This window comes from Vibrio sp. V19_P1S1T109 (assembly GCF_002241375.1).
Classification (GTDB): domain Bacteria; phylum Pseudomonadota; class Gammaproteobacteria; order Enterobacterales; family Vibrionaceae; genus Vibrio; species Vibrio anguillarum.
The window spans coordinates 34,246-57,332 of the sequence record NZ_NDIM01000007.1 but is presented as its reverse complement, the minus strand read 5'-3'; the positions used below and the strand labels follow the sequence as shown (position 1 = coordinate 57,332).

Annotated in this window: 21 protein-coding genes; 13 read left to right on the top strand and 8 right to left on the bottom strand. The window is 48.4% G+C overall.

The features are described 5' to 3' along the window. Positions 1-53: 53 nt before the first annotated feature. Together rhlB and gppA are read left to right on the top strand one after the other, a co-directional pair. Entirely contained in the window at positions 54-1,364 is a 1,311-nt protein-coding gene (gene rhlB, locus B9J87_RS00725) for an ATP-dependent RNA helicase RhlB (protein WP_026027733.1), read from the top strand. Positions 1,365-1,371: 7 nt separating this feature from the next. Further along, positions 1,372-2,865: a guanosine-5'-triphosphate,3'-diphosphate diphosphatase gene (gene gppA, locus B9J87_RS00720; protein WP_094149179.1), complete on the top strand. Its 1,494-nt coding sequence runs from the start codon at positions 1,372-1,374 to the stop codon at positions 2,863-2,865. A 105-nt stretch (positions 2,866-2,970) separates the two neighbouring features. On the opposite strand, the gene B9J87_RS00715 is transcribed toward gppA, so the two are convergent. Continuing rightward, on the bottom strand, positions 2,971-3,645 hold the full coding sequence (locus B9J87_RS00715; protein WP_026028324.1) for a 7-cyano-7-deazaguanine/7-aminomethyl-7-deazaguanine transporter: 675 nt from the start codon (positions 3,643-3,645) through the stop codon (positions 2,971-2,973). Between the two features lie 391 nt (positions 3,646-4,036). On the opposite strand from B9J87_RS00715, the gene gmk reads away from it, so the two are divergent. The 5 genes from gmk to B9J87_RS00690 all read left to right on the top strand — a co-directional run bounded on the left by gmk (position 4,037) and on the right by B9J87_RS00690 (position 11,095). Beyond that, a complete protein-coding gene (gmk, locus tag B9J87_RS00710; protein ID WP_017044367.1) occupies positions 4,037-4,660 on the top strand; it encodes a guanylate kinase in 624 nt (207 codons plus the stop codon). Between the two features lie 103 nt (positions 4,661-4,763). Next, positions 4,764-5,036, top strand: coding sequence for a DNA-directed RNA polymerase subunit omega (gene rpoZ, locus B9J87_RS00705; RefSeq protein WP_013855406.1), 273 nt, complete (start codon positions 4,764-4,766; stop codon positions 5,034-5,036). A gap of 39 nt (positions 5,037-5,075) precedes the next feature. Next, a complete protein-coding gene (spoT, locus tag B9J87_RS00700; RefSeq protein WP_094149178.1) occupies positions 5,076-7,196 on the top strand; it encodes a bifunctional GTP diphosphokinase/guanosine-3',5'-bis pyrophosphate 3'-pyrophosphohydrolase in 2,121 nt (706 codons plus the stop codon). Positions 7,197-7,403: 207 nt separating this feature from the next. After that, positions 7,404-9,482, top strand: a complete 2,079-nt coding sequence (gene recG / locus B9J87_RS00695) for an ATP-dependent DNA helicase RecG (RefSeq protein ID WP_094149177.1) — start codon at positions 7,404-7,406, stop codon at positions 9,480-9,482. 218 nt (positions 9,483-9,700) lie between these two features. Further along, the gene (locus B9J87_RS00690; protein ID WP_094149176.1) at positions 9,701-11,095 is read left to right on the top strand and encodes a uracil-xanthine permease family protein; all 1,395 of its coding nucleotides are present in this window, start codon (positions 9,701-9,703) and stop codon (positions 11,093-11,095) included. 103 nt (positions 11,096-11,198) lie between these two features. On the opposite strand, the gene envZ is transcribed toward B9J87_RS00690, so the two are convergent. The 3 genes from envZ to B9J87_RS00675 all read right to left on the bottom strand — a co-directional run bounded on the left by envZ (position 11,199) and on the right by B9J87_RS00675 (position 14,441). Next, a complete protein-coding gene (envZ, locus tag B9J87_RS00685; protein WP_017043535.1) occupies positions 11,199-12,503 on the bottom strand; it encodes a two-component system sensor histidine kinase EnvZ in 1,305 nt (434 codons plus the stop codon). 80 nt (positions 12,504-12,583) lie between these two features. Next, positions 12,584-13,303, bottom strand: a complete 720-nt coding sequence (ompR, locus tag B9J87_RS00680; RefSeq protein WP_010319303.1) for an osmolarity response regulator transcription factor OmpR — start codon at positions 13,301-13,303, stop codon at positions 12,584-12,586. 151 nt (positions 13,304-13,454) lie between these two features. Further along, entirely contained in the window at positions 13,455-14,441 is a 987-nt protein-coding gene (locus B9J87_RS00675) for a DUF3187 family protein (RefSeq protein WP_094149175.1), read from the bottom strand. A 282-nt stretch (positions 14,442-14,723) separates the two neighbouring features. Between B9J87_RS00675 and nfsB the strand changes: the two genes are divergently transcribed. Both nfsB and B9J87_RS00665 read left to right on the top strand, forming a co-directional pair. Beyond that, a complete protein-coding gene (nfsB, locus tag B9J87_RS00670) occupies positions 14,724-15,377 on the top strand; it encodes an oxygen-insensitive NAD(P)H nitroreductase (protein ID WP_088731492.1) in 654 nt (217 codons plus the stop codon). Positions 15,378-15,380: 3 nt separating this feature from the next. Next, a complete protein-coding gene (locus B9J87_RS00665; RefSeq protein ID WP_013855414.1) occupies positions 15,381-15,671 on the top strand; it encodes a putative quinol monooxygenase in 291 nt (96 codons plus the stop codon). Positions 15,672-15,678: 7 nt separating this feature from the next. Here the strand turns inward: B9J87_RS00665 and B9J87_RS00660 are convergent, their stop codons facing one another. After that, positions 15,679-16,611, bottom strand: a complete 933-nt coding sequence (locus B9J87_RS00660; protein ID WP_013855415.1) for a LysR family transcriptional regulator — start codon at positions 16,609-16,611, stop codon at positions 15,679-15,681. Then, on the bottom strand, positions 16,595-17,359 hold the full coding sequence (locus tag B9J87_RS00655; RefSeq protein ID WP_254918082.1) for a tRNA (adenine(22)-N(1))-methyltransferase: 765 nt from the start codon (positions 17,357-17,359) through the stop codon (positions 16,595-16,597). Before B9J87_RS00655 ends, B9J87_RS00660 begins: the two co-directional genes overlap by 17 nt. Before the next feature lie 181 nt (positions 17,360-17,540). On the opposite strand from B9J87_RS00655, the gene B9J87_RS00650 reads away from it, so the two are divergent. The 3 genes from B9J87_RS00650 to B9J87_RS00645 are packed head-to-tail and all read left to right on the top strand — an operon-like array spanning position 17,541 to position 19,048. Beyond that, positions 17,541-17,891: a GlpM family protein gene (locus B9J87_RS00650; RefSeq protein WP_017048724.1), complete on the top strand. Its 351-nt coding sequence runs from the start codon at positions 17,541-17,543 to the stop codon at positions 17,889-17,891. Beyond that, positions 17,892-17,996, top strand: a complete 105-nt coding sequence (locus B9J87_RS17970) for an NUDIX domain-containing protein (RefSeq protein ID WP_158513716.1) — start codon at positions 17,892-17,894, stop codon at positions 17,994-17,996. Positions 17,997-18,007: 11 nt separating this feature from the next. Beyond that, positions 18,008-19,048, top strand: a complete 1,041-nt coding sequence (locus B9J87_RS00645; RefSeq protein WP_094149173.1) for an AbrB family transcriptional regulator — start codon at positions 18,008-18,010, stop codon at positions 19,046-19,048. Between the two features lie 48 nt (positions 19,049-19,096). Here B9J87_RS00645 and greB read toward each other — a convergent pair whose 3' ends face one another. Next, positions 19,097-19,579: a transcription elongation factor GreB gene (gene greB, locus B9J87_RS00640; protein ID WP_010319306.1), complete on the bottom strand. Its 483-nt coding sequence runs from the start codon at positions 19,577-19,579 to the stop codon at positions 19,097-19,099. A 343-nt stretch (positions 19,580-19,922) separates the two neighbouring features. Between greB and B9J87_RS00635 the strand changes: the two genes are divergently transcribed. Continuing rightward, positions 19,923-22,253, top strand: a complete 2,331-nt coding sequence (locus B9J87_RS00635; RefSeq protein WP_094149172.1) for a Tex family protein — start codon at positions 19,923-19,925, stop codon at positions 22,251-22,253. Between the two features lie 149 nt (positions 22,254-22,402). Here B9J87_RS00635 and B9J87_RS00630 read toward each other — a convergent pair whose 3' ends face one another. After that, entirely contained in the window at positions 22,403-22,873 is a 471-nt protein-coding gene (locus B9J87_RS00630) for a hypothetical protein (protein WP_026027513.1), read from the bottom strand. Positions 22,874-23,087 lie beyond the last annotated feature (214 nt).

Genomic DNA, 23,087 nt, shown 5'->3' with positions numbered 1-23,087 from the left:
TATTGGAATGTATTTACTTTCGTATTGCAAGCTTAAGCTGATATTCTATGGCGATGAAAAAGACACATATCACAGAGCAAAAGTTCGCCGATTTGGGATTACATCCTCAAGTTGTTGAAGGATTGGAAAAAAAAGGGTTCGATTACTGTACCCCGATCCAAGCCTTGGCGTTGCCGGTACTGCTCACCGGCCAAGACATTGCAGGCCAGGCCCAAACAGGGACTGGTAAAACGCTTGCGTTTCTCGCTGCTACTTTTAACCACTTACTAACAACCCCTGAACATGAAGGGCGAAAACCGACGCAGCCGCGTGCCATTATTATGGCCCCGACTCGTGAGTTAGCGATTCAAATTTATAACGACGCCGAACCTCTGATTGCCAGCACTGGCATCAAAGCCGCGCTGGCTTACGGTGGTGAAAGCTACGATAAGCAGTTGTCTAAGCTGCAAGATGGTGTCGACATATTGATCGGTACAACAGGACGTATCATCGATTTCTACAAACAACACGTGTTTAACTTGAATAATATTCAAGCCGTTGTGCTGGATGAAGCTGATCGCATGTTTGACCTTGGTTTTATCAAGGACATTCGTTTTCTGTTTCGCCGTATGCCAGAACCTAAAGAGCGCCTGAACATGCTGTTTTCAGCCACGCTTTCTTATCGCGTTCAAGAGTTGGCGTTCGAGCACATGCATAACCCTGAGCACGTGGTTGTTGAACCAGAACAAAAAACTGGCCATCGCATCCAAGAAGAGCTGTTCTACCCGTCTAACGAACATAAGATGGCGCTATTACAGACACTGATAGAACAAGACTGGCCAGATCGCGCCATCATTTTTGCCAACACAAAACACCGCTGCGACTCTATTTGGGGTCATTTAGCTGCAGATGGGCACCGTGTCGGCCTACTAACGGGTGATGTACCGCAGAAGAAACGTGAAAAAATCCTTGAGCAATTCACTACCGGTGATGTCGACATTCTTGTTGCAACCGACGTGGCAGCGCGAGGCTTACACATTCCTCAAGTCACACACGTATTCAACTACGACTTACCTGATGACTGTGAAGACTACGTACACCGCATTGGTCGTACAGGTCGCGCAGGAGAGAGTGGTCACTCGATTAGTTTTGCCTGTGAAGAGTACGCCATTAACCTAACCGCGATTGAAGAGTACACCGGGCACGCGGTTCCTGTTTCTGATTACGATGCATCGGCGTTGATTGAAGACTTACCGCCGCCAATTCGTTTGCGTTCTCGTAATCCTCAGCAGCGCCGTACTAATAACAATGGCCCTCGTACTGGCAACCGTAAGCCACAAAGTCGTCGCCCACGTCAACCGCATCAAAGTAATAAGGGTTCGTAATCCATTTATGAGTAAAGCCGTCTCCTCGCCGCTCTACGCTGCCATCGACCTTGGGTCGAACAGTTTTCATATGCTCATCGTGCGTCATATTGATGGCAGTGTACAAACGATGGCCAAAATAAAGCGCAAAGTACGCTTGGCCGCCGGGTTAGATGATAACAACGCTCTTAGCCAAGAAGCGATGCAGCGAGGATGGGACTGCCTCAGTTTATTTGCGGAACGACTGCAAGATGTACCCGCCAGCAATATCCGTATTGTTGGCACTGCCACACTGCGTACAGCCACCAACGTTGAACTGTTTTTAACTCAAGCCAACCAAATACTCGGCCACCCCATTCAGGTAATTTCCGGTGAAGAAGAGGCGGCAACTATCTATAAAGGAGTGGCGCACACTTCAGGTGGCTTAGGACGACGCTTGGTTGTCGATATTGGTGGGGCCAGTACTGAACTCATCATTGGTGAAGGGTTCAATGCTAAAGCGTTAACCAGTTTAAAAATGGGCTGCGTCACTTGGCTTGAGCGCCATTTTAAAGACAGACAGCTTAACGCGGCTAACTTTAATCGAGCGATCGATGCGGCAAAACAGACGTTAGCGCCTATCCTTGAGCAGTACACACAGTTAGGTTGGGATGTGTGCGTGGGTGCCAGTGGCACAGTACAAGCGTTGCAAGAGATTATGCTGGCGCAAGGGATGGATGAGGTGATCACTCATACCAAACTAAAACGCTTGCAAAAACAAGCGATGCTCGCCGATCACTTGGAAGAGCTTGATATTGAAGGCTTAACTTTAGAGCGAGCGTTAGTTTTCCCAAGTGGCCTCTCGATTTTAATCGCCATCTTTGAACTGCTCGAGATTGAATCGATGACTTTAGCTGGCGGCGCATTGCGTGAAGGCTTAGTGTATGAAATGGTCGAAGAGCTGCGCCAAGATGACATTCGAACGCGTACCATCAATAGCGTCCAGGTGCGATATCAAATTGATGTTGACTACGCCAAGCAAGTGGCTCAACTTGCCCAATCGCTGCTCAAACAGTGTGGGGGGGAAGATTGGATTGCGGAACCGCAAGCTGAAATGCTGCTCACTACCGCTGCACAATTGCATGAAATAGGGTTAGCGATTGATTTAAAAAAAGGCGGTGAACACAGCGCCTACCTGTTACAAAACCTCGACTTACCCGGCTATACCCGTGCACAGAAACACTTTCTAGGCGAAATTGCTCGTCGTTATCGCGAGCAGCTCTCTTCATTGCCAGAGCAGTATGCTCTGTCGGGCAACAGCGCCAAGCGGGTGTTACGTTTACTGCGCCTTGCCGTATTGCTCAGCCATCGTCGTAACGAGGCACTACAGCCTAAATTTACACTGCAAGCTCAAGGTGACCAACTGACTCTTCGGTTATCCGCCAAATGGTTAGCGGCCAATCCTCTCACCACCGCCGAGCTGGATATTGAAGCAAACCGTCAAAGCGACATTGGTTGGCCACTCATTATCGACCTATCATAGTTATAAGATGCAGACACATAAAAAAGCCCGAGCAGCACTTGCTCGGGCTTTGATTTTCTATCTTCCTAGTATAATGGCTTGCTACTCCACTACTGAACATTTCAACTACTGAGCATTGATCCCAACGGTTCGAAAATCAGGGTTGACCGCTGTCAGCTTCCGGATCAAGTAATTGAGCAGCACACCGTACATCGGCACAAACAGGCCTAAACTGATCACCAGTTTAAAACCATAATCAACCAAGGCAATTTCGGTCCAATGTTCAGCCATGAACGGATCGGGGCTTTGATAGAAAGCAATCGCAAAAAAAGCGACCGTGTCTAGTGCATTACCAAATAACGTAGAACATGTTGGCGCAACCCACCACTGCTTCATCTGGCGCAGACGATTAAACACATGCACATCCATAATTTGCCCTAGCAAATACGCCATAAAACTGGCAATCGCAATACGCGCAACAAACAGATTAAACTCATGAAGCTGGGCAAGCCCTTGGAATTGACCTTCAAAAAATAGCACCGAGAGTGCATAAGAAACAATCAAAGCCGGTAACATCACTAAGAAAATGATTTTACGAGCCAACGCTGCACCAAAAATGCGTACAGTGAGATCCGTTGCCAGAAAAATGAATGGGAAAGTAAATGCGCCCCAAGTGGTATGTAAACCGAATACAGTAAAGGGCAACTGAACCAAATAATTGCTTGATGCAATAATGATCAAATGAAATAGCACTAAAAGTGCCAAAGCTTTGCGCTGCTGCGCAAGGGTAAAGTAACTCATTGTGTACCTTTTTAGTTTGTTTTGGGGGCGAGGGAACCCAAATCGAAGAATTAGTCTTGCATTAATTTATAGGCTTACCACGCAATCATATTCAAATCACGAGCTCAGCGGCGGGCGATTATACAGCAATAAACCCCCTCGACAAGCCTTGAAATAAGAGCAAACGTCTACCCATTGAAGAAAATATCACCGTTTTAAAATTCCCCTTTCACAGCTAAAGGCCGACCTTTTTGTTGTAGACATCCATGGGAACGTGCTACTCTTCGCCTCCATTTTTTCTGGCCTTATTTTCATTTTCTAGGATGAAACTCTCTGGGTCAGTGCTATCTTTTAACATGCTGATAGACGCAAATATCAGTATTCAATCCTAACCTAACGTGGAACAGAACAGATGGGCAAAGGTACTCTTTATATCGTCTCTGCACCCAGTGGTGCAGGCAAATCAAGCTTGATCTCTGCGATGTTGGAAACCAACCCAACCTATGCGATGAAAGTCTCTGTTTCACATACCACACGCGGCATGCGCCCGGGCGAACAAGATGGTGTTCACTACCATTTTGTGCAAAAAGAGCTGTTTGAAGAGTTGATTACTAAAGGTGAATTTCTCGAACATGCTGAAGTATTTGGCAACTACTACGGCACCTCTAAGGTATGGATTGAAAATAACCTCAACAAAGGCATTGACGTTTTTCTTGATATTGACTGGCAAGGCGCGCGTCAAATACGCGACAAAATGCCGGATGCAAAAAGTGTGTTTATCCTTCCTCCTTCAAAAGAAGAATTGGAACGCCGCTTGAATGCTCGTGGTCAAGACAGCGAAGCCGTCATTGCTAAACGTATGAATGAAGCTCAAGCTGAAATCTCGCATTACACCGAATACGACTATGTCATCATAAATGATGATTTCGATGTGGCATTAATGGATTTCAGAGCTATTTTACGTGCTGAACGATTGAAGCAAGACAAGCAAGCTGCTAAATATAACAGCATGCTCAACGCGCTACTGGCGGAATAATCACCCGCTCAAACAAGGCAAAGTCTATCGCTAGTATAAACAAAGATTAGACTGTATACTTTCTCGTCATTTAAAAATTTTTAGTTAACTATTTGGAGTTCTCATGGCACGCGTAACTGTTCAAGACGCTGTTGAAAAAGTGGGCAATCGTTTCGACCTAGTTCTGATTGCGGCTCGCCGCGCTCGTCAAATGCAAACTGGCGGTAAAGATTCATTGGTGCCAGAAGAGAACGATAAGCCAACCGTTATCGCTCTGCGCGAAATCGAAGAAGGTCTTATCACGAAAGATGTGCTTGATGCTCGTGAGCGCCAAGAGCAGAAAGAGCAAGAAGCCGCAGAATTGGCCGCCGTAAGCAGCATCGCTCACAACCGTTAATTCTGCCATTCAAATTCAACAACCTTCCGGGCCTATAATTTGTATCTATTTGATAGCCTTAAAGACGTTGTCCAAGAATACCTAACAGAGCCTCAAATTGAGGCTCTGCGTCAATCTTATGTGGTCGCACGTGAAGCCCATGAAGGGCAAACCCGTTCTAGCGGCGAGCCTTACATCATTCACCCTGTTGCGGTTTCTCGAATTTTGGCTGATATGCGCCTTGATTTGGAAACGCTACAAGCAGCGTTATTACATGATGTCATCGAAGATTGCGATGTCACTAAAGACGATCTTGAAGCGCAATTTGGTCACGCCGTGGCGGAATTGGTAGACGGGGTTTCTAAACTCGACAAGTTGAAATTTCGTGATCGTAAAGAAGCCCAAGCCGAGAACTTTCGTAAGATGGTGCTGGCAATGGTGCAAGACATTCGCGTTATTCTCATCAAACTTGCTGACCGCACACACAATATGCGTACCCTTGGCGCATTGCGCCCGGATAAAAAGCGTCGTATTGCCCGTGAAACGTTAGAGATTTACGCGCCTCTTGCTCACCGCTTAGGGATTCATAACATCAAGACTGAGCTAGAAGAGCTTGGCTTTGAAGCATTGTACCCAAATCGTTATCGCGTATTGAAAGAAGTGGTAAGATCCGCTCGCGGTAACCGCAAAGAGATGATCCAACGCATCCACAGTGAAATTGAAGGCCGCTTGCAAGATTTCGGTTTGAAAGCACGCGTGGTCGGCCGTGAAAAGAACCTGTTCTCCATCTATAACAAGATGAAAACCAAAGAGCAGCGCTTTCACACCATTATGGACATCTACGCTTTTCGAGTCGTGGTCGACACTGCAGACACTTGTTATCGTGCATTAGGCCAAGTTCATAGCTTGTACAAACCTCGCCCGGGGCGCATGAAAGATTACATCGCCGTGCCCAAAGCGAACGGCTACCAATCTTTGCATACCTCGATGGTCGGCCCACACGGCGTCCCAGTTGAAGTGCAGATCCGCACTGAAGACATGGAACAGATGGCCGACAAAGGTGTTGCTGCTCATTGGTCTTACAAAGGTAATGGCGAACGCACTGGCACCACCGCGCAAATTAAAGCACAGCGCTGGATGCAAAGCCTACTTGAGCTACAACAAAGCGCTGGCAACTCGTTTGAGTTTATTGAGAACGTTAAGTCGGATCTTTTCCCTGATGAAATCTACGTCTTCACCCCCAAAGGCCGCATCGTTGAGCTGCCTGTCGGGGCAACTGCGGTTGATTTTGCCTACGCGGTACACACCGATGTCGGTAATACCTGTGTTGGAGCTCGTGTTGATCGAAACCCTTATCCGTTAAGTAAATCACTGAAAAACGGCCAAACGATTGAAATCATCAGCGCACCTGGGGCTCGCCCTAATGCCGCTTGGCTCAACTATGTGGTCACGTCTCGCGCTCGTACTAAGATACGTCAAGTGCTTAAAACCATGCGCCGTGAGGAATCGATCACACTTGGTAGACGTTTGCTCAATCACGCGCTGGGTGATCTTTCACTCAGTGACATCAGTGACGAGAACATTAAGCATGTGATTGGTGAGCTTAAAATGGCCACGGTCGATGATCTGCTGGCCGCGATTGGTTTAGGCGAACTGATGAGTATTGTCATTGCGCGTCGTCTGCTTGGCGATGCTGATGAGCTGACCGAAGTGGAAAGCAATGATGGCAAACCGAAAAAGAAACTGCCGATCCGCGGCGCTGAAGGTATTTTGCTCACGTTTGCTAACTGCTGCCACCCCATTCCAGACGATCACATCATTGCGCATGTATCTCCGGGCCGTGGTTTAGTGGTGCACCGTGAAACCTGCCCTAATGTTCGTGGCTACCAAAAAGAGCCGGATCGTTACATGGCGGTTGAGTGGTCTAAAGATTACGCCCAAGAGTTCATCACCGAACTGAAAGTGGACATGCAAAACCACCAAGGTGCGTTAGCGGAACTGACCAATGTAATCTCGAAAACAGGTTCCAACATTCATGGCCTCTCCACCGAGGAGCGTGATGGACGTTTGTATACTGTTACTGTGCTGCTGACCACCAAAGATCGCATTCACTTAGCAAACATCATGAAAAAAATTCGTGTGATGCCTCATGCACTGAAAGTGCGACGCCGGAAAAATTAAACTATCCAAACAAATAAAACCCCTTGCGGCTAACCACTCATGGGGTTTTTTATTTTCCGATACCCTACCCCCATCTTGCATTTTAGGCGTCACTATTCAAATTAGCCGATGGCCTGCCGCTTATCGACCATTACATGATTTTATGCTGTACAAAAAAACAGTTCGATGGTTGAATAATACATAACGATACTGTTAATGAGCCCTGTTATGTCACAGCTACTGTCCGCGATTCCTCTCACCTCACTCTCTGGCGTGGGCGCTAAAGTGGCTGAAAAACTGGAAAAGGTTGGCTTAATCAGTGTGCAAGATCTGCTGTTCCATCTCCCTTTACGTTATGAGGACCGCACACGGATCTACCCTATCGCTAAATTGCATCCCGGGCTTTGGGCCGCCGTGCAAGGTAAAGTCATGGCGGTGGATACGGTTTTTGGCAAACGCAAAATGCTCACAGTAAAAATAAGCGATGGTAACGGCACCATTACGCTGCGTTTTTTTAACTTTACTGCTGGGATGAAAAACAATTTCACTGAAGGTAAGTTAGTGCACGCTTACGGTGAAATTAAACGTGGTGGATTCGGCCTTGAAATTGTTCATCCTGATTATAAATTTTATGCTCCTCAGCAACAGCCAGATGTCGAAGCTAACTTAACACCCGTTTACCCAACAACCGATGGCCTGCGCCAACTCACGCTACGCACACTCACTGATCAAGCATTAAGTTTACTCGACAAAGCCGCCGTACAAGAATTGCTACCTGCCGGGTTGTATGATCACCAAATTACGCTCTCTGAAGCGCTGCACATCATTCACCGGCCGCCACCGGGCATTAACCTGCAACTGTTTGATGAGGGGAAACATCCGGCGCAGGTTCGCCTAATTATGGAAGAGCTGTTGGCGCAAAACCTCTCCATGCTGGCTGTACGCCATCAAGGCCAGCAAGATATCGCATTGCCACTGGCTGGGTCTGGCACACTCAAACAACAACTGCTTGCACAACTGCCTTTCTCTCCCACTAAAGCACAAACACGTGTTGTGACAGAGATCGAAGCCGATCTGGCACAAGCTCACCCCATGATGCGTTTAGTACAAGGTGATGTGGGCTCAGGGAAAACCCTAGTCGCTGCATTAGCCGCCGCACGTGCTATCGAACATGGCTATCAAGTAGCATTAATGGCACCGACGGAATTGCTGGCCGAGCAGCACGCAATTAACTTTGCCAACTGGTTTGAAGCAATGGGCATCCAAGTCGGCTGGCTGGCGGGTAAATTAAAAGGCAAAGCGAAAGAAACAGAACTGGCTCGCATTGCCAGCGGTGAGGCAAAAATGATAGTGGGTACTCACGCTCTTTTCCAAGAACAAGTTGAATTTCATCACCTTGCGCTCGTCATCATTGATGAACAACACCGCTTTGGTGTCCACCAGCGTTTAGAACTGCGTGAGAAAGGGGCGAAGCAAGGCGCGTATCCGCACCAGTTAATCATGACCGCAACGCCGATCCCACGAACTTTAGCGATGACTGCTTACGCTGATTTAGAAACCTCCGTTATTGATGAACTGCCACCGGGACGAACGCCCATTCAAACTGTCGCAATCCCAGATACAAAGCGTGATGATATCGTCGAGCGCGTACGTCATGCCTGTTTGAGTGAAGGAAAACAGGCTTATTGGGTCTGTACTTTGATTGATGAGTCTGAGGTGCTAGAAGCGCAAGCCGCCGCCGACACAGCGCAAGAACTACAACGCACTCTGCCCGATGTCAAAATCGGTTTGGTGCATGGCCGAATGAAGCCAAGCGAAAAACAAGCGGTGATGCAAGCCTTTAAAAACAATGAACTGCACTTGCTGGTTGCCACAACGGTGATTGAGGTTGGCGTTGACGTGCCGAATGCGAGCTTGATGATCATCGAAAACCCTGAGCGTTTGGGCTTAGCGCAGTTGCACCAATTACGCGGCCGCGTAGGGCGAGGCTCTGTCGCCAGTCATTGCGTATTACTCTACCATGCACCACTATCGAAAACCGCGCAAAAGCGCTTGGGCGTACTGCGTGAGAGCAATGACGGTTTCGTAATTGCTCAGCGAGACTTAGAAATTCGCGGTCCGGGTGAGCTGCTTGGTACCAAACAGACCGGCCTCGCGGATTTCAAAATTGCGGATTTAGTCCGTGACCAACGTTTAATTCCTGAAGTACAGCGCATTGCTCGCTACTTACACGACCATTATCCAAGCCACGCGACCGCCATTATCGATCGCTGGTTAGGAGAGAAGGACATCTACGCCAAAGCATAAGATTGTTCGTTCTGTATTCCCCTCTCCCTTACACAGCAAAGCAAACGTTTGCTTTCTTGCGTAAACCCTCTATAATTTCGCCAATTTTTTTAGTGAACTACTCACTTATCCAGTCCGAGCAGATTCTGATTAACAGCAATCACAGATGACGTGTCTGCTCCACTTAGTGCTCCCACTCAGCGAACGCTAAGACAACAACGCACCATTAGGAAAACAGTATGACTATCCACAACGCTTCGCGTAAGTCTGATTTGGTTTATCAACTCAACGATAGGCCACCGCTACCCCAAACCATTTTCGCCGCTTTACAACATTTGCTAGCCATGTTTGTTGCGGTCATCACCCCTTCGCTCATTATTTGCCAAACACTTGGTGTTTCTGCCGAACAGACTAACACCATCATCAGCATGTCGCTGTTTGCATCTGGCTTATCCTCCTTTATCCAGATCCGTACCATTGGCCCGATTGGCTCCGGTTTACTTTCTATCCAAGGCACCAGTTTTAACTTTCTTGGGCCAATTATTGGCGCAGGTTTGTCATTAAAAGCGGGTGGTGCAGATATCAGCACTATGATGGCGGCGATCTTTGGCACCATTTTAGTCGCCTCTTTTGCTGAAATCCTATTATCACGAGTGCTGCAATACGCGCGCCGCGTGATCACGCCGCTGGTGTCGGGCATTGTGGTCACCCTGATAGGCTTAACACTGGTACAAGTTGGTTTAGTTTCTATGGGTGGCGGCTATGCTGCGCTCAGCGATGGCACTTTTGGCAGCTTAGACAAACTGGCATTGGCGGGAACCGTGCTTGGACTTATCGTGCTGCTCAACCGCTCAAGTAACCCATACATTCGCGTAGCATCGATTGTGATTGCGATGTTCGTCGGTTATATCATGGCCTACTTGATGGGGATGGTGAACACTGATTCACTGAGTGAGACTGCCCTGATTGCCCTACCAATACCTATGCAGTTTGGTTTAGGTTTTGATTGGTCACTCTTTATTCCTCTGGTACTGATTTTCTTGATCACCGCATTGGAAGCGATTGGTGATATCACCGCCACTTCTGAAGTGTCGGGCGAGCCTGTCAAAGGGCCGATTTACATGAAGCGTATTAAAGGTGGTGTGCTGGCTGATGGTTTGAACTCCGCGCTGGCGGCGGTCTTTAACAGTTTTCCCAACTCGACCTTTAGCCAAAACAATGGCGTAATTATGCTCACCGGGGTTGCCAGCCGTTATGTGGGTTACTTTATTTCCGCCATGTTGGTGTTGCTCGGCCTGTTCCCGGGCGTGGCAAGCTTTGTACAATTGATTCCTGAACCGGTACTTGGCGGTGCAACCATCGTCATGTTCGGCACCATTGCAGCCGCGGGTGTGCGTATTATTTCCCGTGTGGATCTCGACCGCCGCGCGATTTTAATCATGGCACTGTCGTTTTCGATGGGGTTAGGCATTGCGCAAAAGCCAGAGATTCTGCAATTTATGCCCGAGTTCATTAAGAGCATTTTTTCATCCGGCGTAGCGGCTGGCGGTATCACCGCCATTTTTCTCAACTTGCTACTGCCAGAAAAATTGCCACGCGAAGAAGAAGAACTCGAAGAGCTCAAAACCAACTGATTACATGGATGTGCCCAAAAACTTCGGTCAGCAGCCGAAAAGGCATAAACCGTAAACACAATGGGCTCAACTGAGCCCATTGTGTTATTGAGTGAATAAGCCCCTATTTGGTCGGGAAGCTCAGTTGCGCTTTGAGTCCACCTTCACTGCGGTTACTCACCACAACGCTGCCATGATGCTGGCTAACAATCCGTTTCACTATCGCCAAACCAAGCCCTGTGCCTTCACTGCCGCGCGCCGTATCACCACGCGTAAAAGGTTCAAACACTTTACTCACTTGGCTAGGATCAATACCCGGGCCATTATCCTCCACACAAACCCAAGCCATTTTGTTATCTGCGGTACTGCCCGTACTCACCTTAACCCAACCATTACCATAACGAATGGCGTTCACCACTAAGTTGCTCACCGCGCGTTTAATGGCGATCGCATTGCCAAAGGCTGGCTGCATTGGTAAATGCAGCGCGACATCGATTTTGATCTCGTAGCCCCCTTCGGCAGTGGCGACATCATTGGCGATCTCATTGAGATCAACGGCGGTAAAGGTCTGTTTATTGACGGGTTTAAGGTAGTCCATAAACTGACTGATGATCTCGTTACACTCTTCCGTATCACTGATGATCCCTTCGGCGAGATAACTCTCTTCTGGAGACATCATTTCCGTGGCTAAGCGAATACGAGTCAGCGGCGTACGTAAGTCGTGGCTGATCCCCGCCATCAATAATGAGCGATCCTCTTCAAGTGCTTGGATCCCTTTCGACATTTGATTAAACGCCAACGTCACCGCGCGAATTTCAGAAGCGCCTTTGAGTGGCAATGGTGGCGGGTTCTCACCTCGGCCAACGGCTTTGGCGGCTTTTTCTAAGGCAATTAAAGGACGATTTTGCAGACGAATAAACAGCCATCCCCCTAAGACGATCAATAACGCCATCACCAAACTATTGTGAAATAGTGGCGCAAAATCCTCTTTTTGCAGCTCAGAGAGAGGGATGCGTATTAATGACCCCGGAAAAGAGTCCACTTTCATCCATAAAATATAACTCTCTTTACCCAAAATCATCCGCACATCGGTCGGCGAGCCGAGCTCATTGCTCATCTCCTCGCTCATCAAATCAATGCTGATGGCATCGTGATACTCTTGGGCCATCTCACTCTCTTCACCATGAATAGTGACACCCAACTGTTCTAACACTCGGCGGCGCTGTAAGGCGTCCATTCCCAGCTTCGATGTATTGTTCGCCGCATCATCCAGCATTAGGTTGATCTCATGGCCCAAAATCTTATTGAACTGCTGCAAACTGGGCATCAAAGCATAGTTAAATACGGCGTAATAAGAATACACTTGGCTGGCGATCAGCAATGAAAAGAAGAGCAAAATCGATTGAGTAAAGGAACTGCGAATGCGCATAGGAAAACCCGCTATGAACGTACTATCAAAAAGGCGACAAAAAAGCTCCTGTGGGTTAACCGACAGGAGCTGATTGAAATTTAAGACTCTTTACCATCTGGAACGAAGACGTAACCTAAGCCCCACACCGTTTGTATGTAGCGTGGTTTGCTTGGATCCACTTCAAGCATGCGACGTAAACGCGAGATTTGCACATCAATCGAGCGCTCCATTGCGGAGTATTCACGCCCTCTTGCCATATTCATCAACTTATCGCGCGACATCGGCTCACGCGCATTGGTGACTAAGGTCTTCAATACGGCAAATTCACCGGAAGTGAGCGGCATTGGCTCATCACCACGGAACATTTCGCGGGTACCTAAATTCAAGCGAAACTCACCAAACTCAACCACCGATTCTTCAGCACTTGGCGCGCCGGGGGCTTCAATCACCTGGCGGCGTAGCACGGCTTTGATTCGCGCCAGTAGTTCACGCGGGTTAAACGGTTTGGGCAGGTAATCATCCGCACCCACCTCTAAGCCAACAATACGATCCACTTCGTCGCCTTTAGCGGTCAGCATTAAAATCGGCAACATGTTATTGGCGTTACGCAAGCGGCGGCAAATAGACAAACCATCTTCACCCGGTAACATCAAATCAAGCACCATTAAGTGGAAGTTTTCACGAGTGAGCAGGCGATCCATCTGTTCGCTATTGGCGACACTACGCACCAGAAAACCTTGCTCTGACAAGTAACGCTCAAGCAATGCACGTAAACGCGCATCATCATCCACCACTAAAATTTTATAGTTTTCTTGCATCTGAGATCCCACCTAATTCTGAGCTTCAGCCAATATCAAACCGAGCGAGTAAAATGTAACACCGTTGCGGCTAAAATCATGCAAAGAATTGTTAACGTTTATGTCTTTTGTCGCGCTTCGTTGTTAGACACTAAGCGGATGACATCGTTTGTCAGTTCGGCTCTTTATCAAAGCGGCCAAAACGATAGCGATAGCCTAAACCAAAGGCAATATCGGTGCTGTTATTGGCATTAAACATATTCTCGACCACAGTAACTTCAATCGCTGAATGGCTCATTTGATAACGATACCCCAAAATAAACTCGGTCGATGGTTTAGAAAAGTCATCCTCCCCCGTTGAAAGGCCTTGATAGAATGAGACCTGCCCAATCAGATAATGGCGTTCTAACCACTGATATCGATAACTGGTACCCATCGACCAAGTGCTCGAATGATACTGTGTTTGGCCTGGTACATTGGTCGGGTTGCGAAAGGTGATAGCCAACAGCGTATCAAGTGCATGCTTACCTCTTCGGTAGCCATAATTAAGCTGCACCGCTTGTTCAAACTCAGACAGGTTGAATATTCCATGGTATGGATCGTTGTAATAGAGTGAAACTCCCAATGACAAACCGTGATGAGACTTATCCACCAGCTGGTACTGTAAATAACTGGTCAACGCACGGCTCAATGTCTCGCCTCGGAACGCTTCCTGATCAATGCCGTACTCTGGCATTTGAATGATGAAGCGATCGTTATCGACATCCTCACGCCCATTTTGATCAATGCCAAACCAGTCATGAAAAGCAAGTGTTAAGCCATCTAAATGATTATTGGCAGCAAAGTTCCAACGATAATTAAACTCAACCTGCCACTTCGAAGTGAGCTGCCATTTACCGCCCATTGCAAGCTGATTCTGGTAATAATCCAAACTATAGTGGGGAGTGATCGCCCAAATGCTGGCGATAGTCGCGCTGGTATAGAGCTCCACTTCTTCCTCTTGCATCGAAAAGCCGGAGCGAAGTTGTGCAGAAAGGCTATTGGTATGCAGTGGCGATTGCACATAGCTTTGCGCAGGCCCGTAGTCAATATCCGCCCACGCCGAGTGGATGGGAAGAGAAAAGAGAATAAACCAACAAATGCACTTACACTCCGTCATGCATACTCTCCGGCCAAAGCAACCTTTTGAATATATTAGACAATCATTAACGCTTAGTGAGTGACCATATCCCTTAATGATGATCTACCGTACACATTAAGTGTATGCGCTAATTCAGAAATATCATGAGATAGTGCTAACTTTTTCCGCAAGCTAGGGCGTTTTCAAATTCGGATTATCAAATTTTTTTTGAAAATGAATTAAGCAAGAGGCGGTTTCTTGTTTGGACTCAGTCCGTTATCTTAGCGCCATCTCGAATGTTATCTTCCCTAGGAGGGAAAAATGAATATTGTTCAAGCATCGCAAGCGCGCTATTCCACCAAAGCGTTTGACACCAACCGTAAACTGACTGAACAGCAAGTCGCTGATATTAAAGAACTGGTACGCATGAGCGCCTCTAGCGTCAATTCGCAGCCTTGGCATTTTATTTTGGCGGCTAGCGAGGAAGGCAAAACGCGTATCGCCAAAGCGGCGCAAGGTCAATTTTCCTTTAACGAACGCAAAATTTTGGATGCGTCTCACGTGATGGTGTTTTGCGCCAAAACCGATATTGATGATAACTACTTATTGACGCTGCTGGAAAACGAAGAGAAAGATGGCCGCTTTGCCAATGAAGAAGCGAAAACAGGCATGCACGGCGGACGCAGCTATTTTGTTAACTTGCATCGAGAAACGCTCAATGACGCCGAACACTGGATGCAAAAACAAGTTTATTTAAATGTTGGAACACTGCTGCTCGGAGCGGCTGCGATGGGCATTGATGCTGTCCCCATTGAAGGGTTTGATGCCGAGGTGCTCAACCAAGAATTTGGCCTGACTGAAAAAGGGTTCACCAGCTTAGTAATTGTACCGCTCGGTTACCACAGCGAAGAAGATTTCAACGCCAAGCTGCCGAAATCTCGCTGGCCAGAGCAAACCGTCTTTACTGAGTTATAAGCCATGATCCACTTATTAGCCGAAATCAAAGCCCTTCCCGACTCAATAGAGCGAGTGCAAGCTATGCTTGAAGCGCTGCTTGAACCGAGCCGCAACGAAACAGGCTGCTGCCAATATGAGCTCTATCGTGATAACTCGATTGACGGGTTATTCTTGATGCAGGAGATTTGGTGCTCAGAGGAGAGCTTGCAACAACACCAGCAGAGTGCGCATTTTCAGCACTTTCAACAACAGCTTAGCGAGCAAGAGGCATTGGAATACCTACAAATCCGCCCGCTAACGTTTGTTGGCTAATGCGGGATTAACTCTCACGCTGTTTGATGGCTGTCAGTACCGCTTGTCGTTGCTGGCAGCCTTTTCCACGAATAAATTCCTGAAAAGCGCGAATGGTTGGAGTGATCAAACGTCGGTCTGCGCACACGATATAAATTGGCACTGGCCCACTTTCCCATTGCGGTAAAATGCGTACTAAGCGCCCATCAATAATATCCTGACTGATATCCATTAATGACTTATTGGCAATGCCTTTGCCTTTAACAGCCAATCGATGTACCACGTCACCATCGTTGCATGCGGGGTTTCCTTGCACTACCACACTCTGCGTTTCGCCCTCTCGGCTCAAAACCCACTTGTTATGCAGCGTGTCGGCCAGCATATAACAAAGACAATTGTGATGTTGCAGATCGTCAGGATGGAGGATAGGTGGATGCGTTGCCAAATATTCTGGCGAGGCGCACAACACGCGCTCGTTTGATTCACACAGCGGCATCGCAACCAAATTGGAATCAGCAGGATGGCCATAACGAATCGCAATATCCATCGGGTGAGCATACATATCCGCTAAGCGATCGGAGAGATCCAGTTTAACGATGACGTTCGGGTGCAAGGCAATAAATTCATCGATCCAATCCAGCAGTAAATTGCGCCCCAAATCCGAAGGGGCACTGAGGTGCAGCTTCCCCGCCAGTTGACCGCGCGCGCATGCTATCTGATCGAGCCCTTCTTGCAACGTGGCAAGGGCTGTCTGAGTTTTGGCGAGGAAAATCTCCCCCTCTTGGGTTAAGCGCATATGACGTGTCGAGCGGACAAAGAGCGGAAACTGCACCTGCTCTTCTAAACGGCGAATGGCGGCACTGACCGCGGCCGTGGTCAGCGATACGCTGTTGGCCGCCTTAGAAAAACTGCCTTGGCGTGCGGTTTCGACAAACAAGTTCAGATCATTGAGTGCTTTCATATTCTCCGCCTATTGGGCTATTTCCATCGCGAAAATTTCCATGACAAGTGATATTAATCGGCTGATAGGCTTGCCAACACTTTTGCGCGCTAACATCGCCGCCTTGCGCTTTACGCTGATAATGCTGTTGCAATTGCGTCAGATAACGCTGGGCAATCATTTTTTGCTCATCATTGGCCACTTGCCAGATCGATTCGCCGGCCAAACTAAGGAGGGGTAATTTTGGTTCTTTACCTCGTACTGCAGGCGGATGAATCTGCACGTTTAGCAGCTCGTAGATACGCCGATTCTCTTCCACCAGTTGTTCCTGTTGTAATCTCGCGCCCAGTGACATCAACTGTTCACGTAAGGTGTAGCCGTGATGCACAGGACAAAGCAGAAAATCGAACGAGCGATGCGGATAACGCTCAACCAGCGCGGCAATGAATTCACTCATTAAATCACCGCCAACCCCAGCGATGATCAGTAGATGCGAGCCAGAATGGTTATCAAGCGGCAAATCGCGCACATCAAGGCAATGTGCACGCCAGCGCGGTAACGACGCCGTTGCAGGGAAATAGCGCGTTAAATCAAGCGTCACCTTTTCAATCAACGCTGGCACAATATCTACAAAATGCACCACACTATTTGGACAGCGCTTCAGTAACGCCGCGCCAAGCAAACCGTGATCGCAGCAGCAATCCCAAATATGATCGTAGTGGCGGTTGATCTGCAGTACTAGTTGCGTGAGCCGTTTTCCTAATTTCATCTTTGCCCAACCAAGCCGCATGATACAACACGCCGCCGAATAAAAAGAGTGGCGGCCATTTTACTTGGATTTGAAGAAATGTTGCATAGAAAATAACAAACCCATCAATGAACATTTCTAGTTAACCTGTCAGTGATTTATAGTGAGCAACACTTAATCTATTCTGACAAAAGGAAATGTCATGGCAGCTCTGTTTTTCAAGTGCCTGCTTGGTGCGCTTGCCGTGTTGATCATCGCCCTGCTCTCTAAAAGCAAAAGCTTTTTTATTGCTGGTCTTGTACCGCTGTTTCCTACCTTCGCTCTGATTGCGCATTACATTGTAGGCACCGAACGCACGATGGAAGACCTGCGCACCACCGCGTTGTTTGGCCTTTACTCGCTTATCCCGTATGCGGCATATCTGTTGGCAGTATACTACTTCAGTTATTGGCTACCTCTCACCAGCACACTGGTATGTGCCACTTTGGTGTGGTTGGCATTCGCTGCATTATTGTTAGTAAGCTGGACACGTTTAAACCCTGCGATGGCCTAAATCATCATCCCCGACGGTCATATCGATACGGGAGAAAGCCAAACGCAAGCACTGCAACGTGAAGTGCTAGAGGAACGATGGCATTTACGCTGCACAATTTATTAAGGAAAGGCATAATGTTCGAAAGAGCTTCTTTTACTCTGTTTATTCACATTGTGGTGATCGCAGCTGTTGCGGCAAGTGTGGGAAGCCTGCTCGCCATTCCGCTTTCTGAAATGTTTATTGCCGCAGCTTTAGTCATTGTGCTGCATAAAAAACACCTCTTATCCATTCGCGTTCCTAACGGGTTATTGTTGACGGTGCAAATTGTGCTCGGCATCAGCGTTGGGGCGACCATCAGTTTAAGTCAATTGGGCGAAACCTTAACCCTACCGGTGATTATCGGTTTGGTTTGCTGCTTAAGCTTGCAGATCGCCAGCAGCTTTCTTTGGCTCCGCAAAAGAGAAGGTTGGTCACCGTTTGAATCTCTACTCGGTGCGGTACCGGGCGCGATGGCAGCGATTTTGGTGATCAGCGAATCAAGCCAGACTCCTTCAACCAAAGTGGTTTATTCGCACTCGGTGCGCTTGATGATCCTCACGTTACTGGCTCTTTTTATCTCCAATAGCACGCCCGACGTTGCCCCCGTTGAGAGCAGTTTAACGATTTACGCGTGGTTGATTTTCTTTGCGCTTGCGCTGCTTAGTCTACTGCTGGGCAAAGGCTCGACCTTGCTCGGCATTCCCGCGCCCTATATGTTGGCGGCACTGCTGGTCACGGCCAGTTTCAATAGTTTTTCGACAGGCATTGCGCTACAACTTCCAACATGGATGGTGGTATTCGCCACCGCACTGCTGGGCATTTTGATTGGCGCACGCCTTGCCGATACCACATTGCGCGAAGCCATGGCTTATTCGCGCGCGGGTGTGATGGTTACACTGATTGGTCTGCTGGTCGCCGTCGCAGTGTCTGGCTTGTTTGCGTTACTGCTGGATAAATCTTGGGTGGTATTACTTTTAGCTTGGGTCCCCGGCAGCGTAGAAGCGATGACCGCCGTCGCCCTACTGCTGGGCATGGAACCCGCGTTTGTGATGATCAACCACGCCCTACGGCTACTGCTGCTCTACTCGCTACCCGCCGTGTTGAAAAAACCGTTAGAGGCGTTGCGAAGCAAGTGAGGTGAGAAAAATGAGCGACCGAGGAATATTTTGAACCAAATACTCCGTTCACTGCCCTTTTTCATACTCAATCGAGTTAATAAACCACTCTTTGATGCCGGTGGGCGTGGGCACTTGCACCTCGTCATCAACCTCTTTTTTCAACAGAGCACGCGCCATCGGTGAATCGATGGAGATGTAATCTTTCGCGTCACCGTAAATCTCTTCTGGGCCAACAATGCGAAAGCGCTTTACATCACCCGCTTCATTTTCAATTTCCACCCAAGCACCGAAAAACACTTTCCCCTCTTGTTGAGGCGAATAATCAACTATCGTCACTTCCGGTAAAAATTTTCTCAAAAAACGAATTCGGCGATCAATTTGGCGAAGTAAACGCTTATTAAAGGTGTAGTCTGCGTTTTCAGAGCGATCCCCGAGGCCTGCAGCCCAAGTGACTATTTTGGTAATTTCTGGCCGTTTTTCATGCCAAAGATGGTCATGCTCTGCCTTTAATTTATTGTAGCCCTCACGGGTAATCAGTTTGGTCTTCAAGATCTTTTCCCATTACACACCGCCGCACATTCAAGGTAGCCGCGGGTTATACATTCATCACGATGGCTTGCTACTATACTGTCATTTTCGCTCGGCACCAACTGACTGAGCTTATCTTTAGCCACCAAACTCATCTTCGGTTTTAGCTCTGCCAACGCTGAAAAATGACATCAAAATCACACGCGTTACGTGACCTCTTTGGCACAATCGGGTAGAAGGTTATCTCACTAATCTCATAACAGCGCGCCATTAGACTAGAAATAAGTCTAACGTGCCCCAATAGTTACCCTATTCAAACCACCCTGAGTGGTGGTGCTACTGAACTACAAAAGAGAAACCACGGATGAGCCAAGCTATCTGCAAATTGATCGCACAAGAGCTAAATGTGCGTCTTGAGCAAGTGACAGCGACTGTCACACTTATTGATGACGGAAACACCGTTCCTTTTATCGCCCGTTACCGTAAAGAGGTCACGGGTGGGCTAGACGACACCCAACTGCGTACCTTAGACAGCCGTTTATCCTATCTGCGCGAGCTCGATGATCGCCGCCAAACCATTCTGAAATCGATTCAAGAACAAGGCAAGCTCACCGCCGAGCTAGCACAAGAGATCAACCAAGCAGACAGTAAAACTCGCCTTGAAGATCTCTATTTGCCCTACAAACCTAAGCGTCGTACTAAAGGTCAAATTGCGATTGAAGCAGGGCTTGAACCCCTGGCAGACAAGCTGTGGAATGAAGCGCAAACCGACCCTGAAACCGAGGCCGCACACTATGTGAACACCGAGAAAGGGATCAGTGATATCAAAGCAGCACTGGAAGGTGCACGCGCCATTATCATGGAACGCATTGCGGAAGATGCCAACCTGCTGGACAAAGTGCGCCGCCATTTGACGCGCAGTGCCGAATTGGTTTCTCGCGTGGTCGAAGGCAAAGAGCAAGCAGGGGAGAAATTTAAAGATTACTTCGCGCATAATGAAACGCTCAGTAAAGTGCCTTCACACCGAGCATTGGCCATGCTTCGCGGCCGCAATGAAGGCTTTTTAAGTTTGAGCATGAATGCCGACCCAGAGCAAGAAGAGGGCGTGCGCCAATCGTATTGCGAAACGCTGATTGCACAACACTATGGCATTCACTTAAGCAGCGCCCCTGCCGATGGGTGGCGCAAACAAGTGATCAGTTGGGCGTGGCGCATTAAAGTATCAATGCACATGGAAACCGAACTGATGGGCGCAATGAAAGAGCGTGCCGAAATCGAAGCGATTGAAGTGTTTGCCACCAACTTAAAAGATTTGTTGATGGCCGCACCGGCTGGCCCACGCGCCACTCTCGGCTTAGATCCTGGTTTGCGAACGGGTTCGAAAATTGCGGTAGTGGACGCCACGGGTAAGGTACTGGCGACCGAGACGATTTATCCGCATCAACCGCATAACCAACATGACAAATCAGCGAAAATTGTTGAGCAGTTGGTGCGCCAATTTAACGTCGATTTGATTGCGATTGGCAACGGTACCGCATCGCGCGAAACCGATACTTTTGTCGCCGATGTCATTAAGCGCGGCAACCTGAAAGTGCAGAAAATCATTGTTAGCGAAGCAGGGGCTTCGGTCTACTCAGCCTCTGAGTTGGCGGCCAAAGAGTTCCCCAATATGGATGTGTCGCTACGCGGCGCGGTGTCGATTGCTCGCCGCCTGCAAGATCCACTTGCCGAGCTGGTGAAAATCGATCCAAAATCGATCGGTGTGGGCCAATACCAACACGATGTCAGCCAGTCGATGCTCGCCAAACGCTTAGATGCGATTGTTGAAGACTGCGTCAACGCGGTGGGCGTGGATGTGAATACCGCCTCTGCCGCGCTGTTAACACGCGTGGCTGGCTTGTCTAACGCACTGGCGCAAAACATCGTTGATTATCGTGATGAAAATGGACGCTTCGCTTCACGCGCTACACTGAAAAAAGTCGCGCGCTTAGGGCCAAAAGCATTTGAGCAATGTGCGGGCTTCTTACGCATTATGGATGGTAAAAATCCACTCGATGCCTCTTCGGTTCACCCAGAAGCGTATCCAGTGGTGAAAGCCATCGCCGAAAAAAACAGCAAAGAGATCAAAGCACTGATCGGCAATAGTGAATTTTTGCGCAACTTACACGCCGTCGATTACACCGACGAGCATTTTGGCCTACCGACTGTCACTGACATCATCAAAGAGCTCGATAAACCGGGCCGCGATCCACGCCCTGAGTTTAAGACCGCGACCTTTGCTGACGGCGTGACTGAAATGAAAGATCTGGAAATTGGGATGATTTTGGAAGGCGTGGTATCGAATGTGGCCAACTTTGGTGCTTTTGTCGACATTGGCGTTCACCAAGATGGCTTAGTGCATATCTCTGCATTGACTGATCGTTTCATTGCCGACCCGCGTGAAGTGGTGAAAGCAGGCGACATCGTCAAAGTCAAAGTGATGGAAGTCGATGTGCAGCGAAAACGCATTGCACTCTCGATGCGCTTAAACGATGAGCCGGGGCAAGATAACCGCAGCCAACGCTCTGGCGCAACAAGTGGCAACACGCGTTCGCATCAAAATAGTAGCCAACCGCAACGCCGTCGTGAAGAGCCACAACAAAACGCTGCGATGGGTGGAGCTTTCGCCGCCGCCTTTGCTAAAGCGAAAAAATAGCGGCGATGCATAACTTACTGGATAAACGAATCACAGTGAAAAGCACCTAACCGCGTCGCTCATATCAGAGCCGCAAAAAACACAAATCCCCACTGCGGCCAACGCCTAAGTGGGGATTTTATTTATCGCGATAAGTCGCATTCATCGACCTACAACACCGCAATCACTTCAGAAGGCGTATTGGGTGCAACCGCGTGACCATAATAGTACTTAATTACAGTTCGCCGGCGCGCCATTTTGCCTTCGGTTATCGCAGCATCAATAATGTGTTTAGGTAACCTAAACCGCATCGTATAGCTTTTACCTTGATCCTTGCTGTAGGTGGCGAGAGCGAGCAAGTCAAACAGCCTTTCGAGCTCGCTTTTCTGCTCCTCTTGATAAGAAGTCGATGTTTCGTATTCGGTGCCAACCTCATAGCTTGGATGCTCTGAAGGGTCCCATGACGACTGTTTTCGTCTTTTATCATCCGCCTTTACCTTACGCTCAGCGTTGGTTTTAGCCAGTTCGACGGTTGGCATCACAGGGGCGCGGATCCGATTGTCACGCGCGGCCTGTTCCGTTTGCACATTAACCGATGGGGCGATAAGTGGCACACTTACGTTCGTTGGTGACACCATCATAGCCGAAACCTCCTCAGTATCGCCCGCCCCGATAGACCTGCTTTCGCTCAGCACTACTGGGTTAGACTTTATATCGACCAGATTGCTCAAACTTTTAGCAAATTTATTTTTAATTTAACATTTGCACCCAACGACTTGACGTTTCAAGACGCCGCAGATAGAGACAGCAAGCGGGCGAATCCCCATGAGAGAACAACGATGTGATTGAGGTGAG

Excerpts from the sequence above, each read along its gene's own strand:
- rhlB (WP_026027733.1), top strand. The coding sequence starts at position 54 with ATGAAAAAGACACATATCACAGAGCAAAAGTTCGCCGATTTGGGATTA.
- gppA (WP_094149179.1), top strand. The coding sequence starts at position 1,372 with ATGAGTAAAGCCGTCTCCTCGCCGCTCTACGCTGCCATCGACCTTGGG.
- B9J87_RS00715 (WP_026028324.1), bottom strand. The coding sequence starts at position 3,645 with ATGAGTTACTTTACCCTTGCGCAGCAGCGCAAAGCTTTGGCACTTTTA.
- gmk (WP_017044367.1), top strand. The coding sequence starts at position 4,037 with ATGGGCAAAGGTACTCTTTATATCGTCTCTGCACCCAGTGGTGCAGGC.
- rpoZ (WP_013855406.1), top strand. The coding sequence starts at position 4,764 with ATGGCACGCGTAACTGTTCAAGACGCTGTTGAAAAAGTGGGCAATCGT.
- recG (WP_094149177.1), top strand. The coding sequence starts at position 7,404 with ATGTCACAGCTACTGTCCGCGATTCCTCTCACCTCACTCTCTGGCGTG.
- B9J87_RS00690 (WP_094149176.1), top strand. The coding sequence starts at position 9,701 with ATGACTATCCACAACGCTTCGCGTAAGTCTGATTTGGTTTATCAACTC.
- envZ (WP_017043535.1), bottom strand. The coding sequence starts at position 12,503 with ATGCGCATTCGCAGTTCCTTTACTCAATCGATTTTGCTCTTCTTTTCA.
- ompR (WP_010319303.1), bottom strand. The coding sequence starts at position 13,303 with ATGCAAGAAAACTATAAAATTTTAGTGGTGGATGATGATGCGCGTTTA.
- B9J87_RS00675 (WP_094149175.1), bottom strand. The coding sequence starts at position 14,441 with ATGACGGAGTGTAAGTGCATTTGTTGGTTTATTCTCTTTTCTCTTCCC.
- nfsB (WP_088731492.1), top strand. The coding sequence starts at position 14,724 with ATGAATATTGTTCAAGCATCGCAAGCGCGCTATTCCACCAAAGCGTTT.
- B9J87_RS00665 (WP_013855414.1), top strand. The coding sequence starts at position 15,381 with ATGATCCACTTATTAGCCGAAATCAAAGCCCTTCCCGACTCAATAGAG.
- B9J87_RS00660 (WP_013855415.1), bottom strand. The coding sequence starts at position 16,611 with ATGAAAGCACTCAATGATCTGAACTTGTTTGTCGAAACCGCACGCCAA.
- B9J87_RS00655 (WP_254918082.1), bottom strand. The coding sequence starts at position 17,359 with ATGAAATTAGGAAAACGGCTCACGCAACTAGTACTGCAGATCAACCGC.
- B9J87_RS00650 (WP_017048724.1), top strand. The coding sequence starts at position 17,541 with ATGGCAGCTCTGTTTTTCAAGTGCCTGCTTGGTGCGCTTGCCGTGTTG.
- B9J87_RS00645 (WP_094149173.1), top strand. The coding sequence starts at position 18,008 with ATGTTCGAAAGAGCTTCTTTTACTCTGTTTATTCACATTGTGGTGATC.
- B9J87_RS00635 (WP_094149172.1), top strand. The coding sequence starts at position 19,923 with ATGAGCCAAGCTATCTGCAAATTGATCGCACAAGAGCTAAATGTGCGT.
- B9J87_RS00630 (WP_026027513.1), bottom strand. The coding sequence starts at position 22,873 with ATGATGGTGTCACCAACGAACGTAAGTGTGCCACTTATCGCCCCATCG.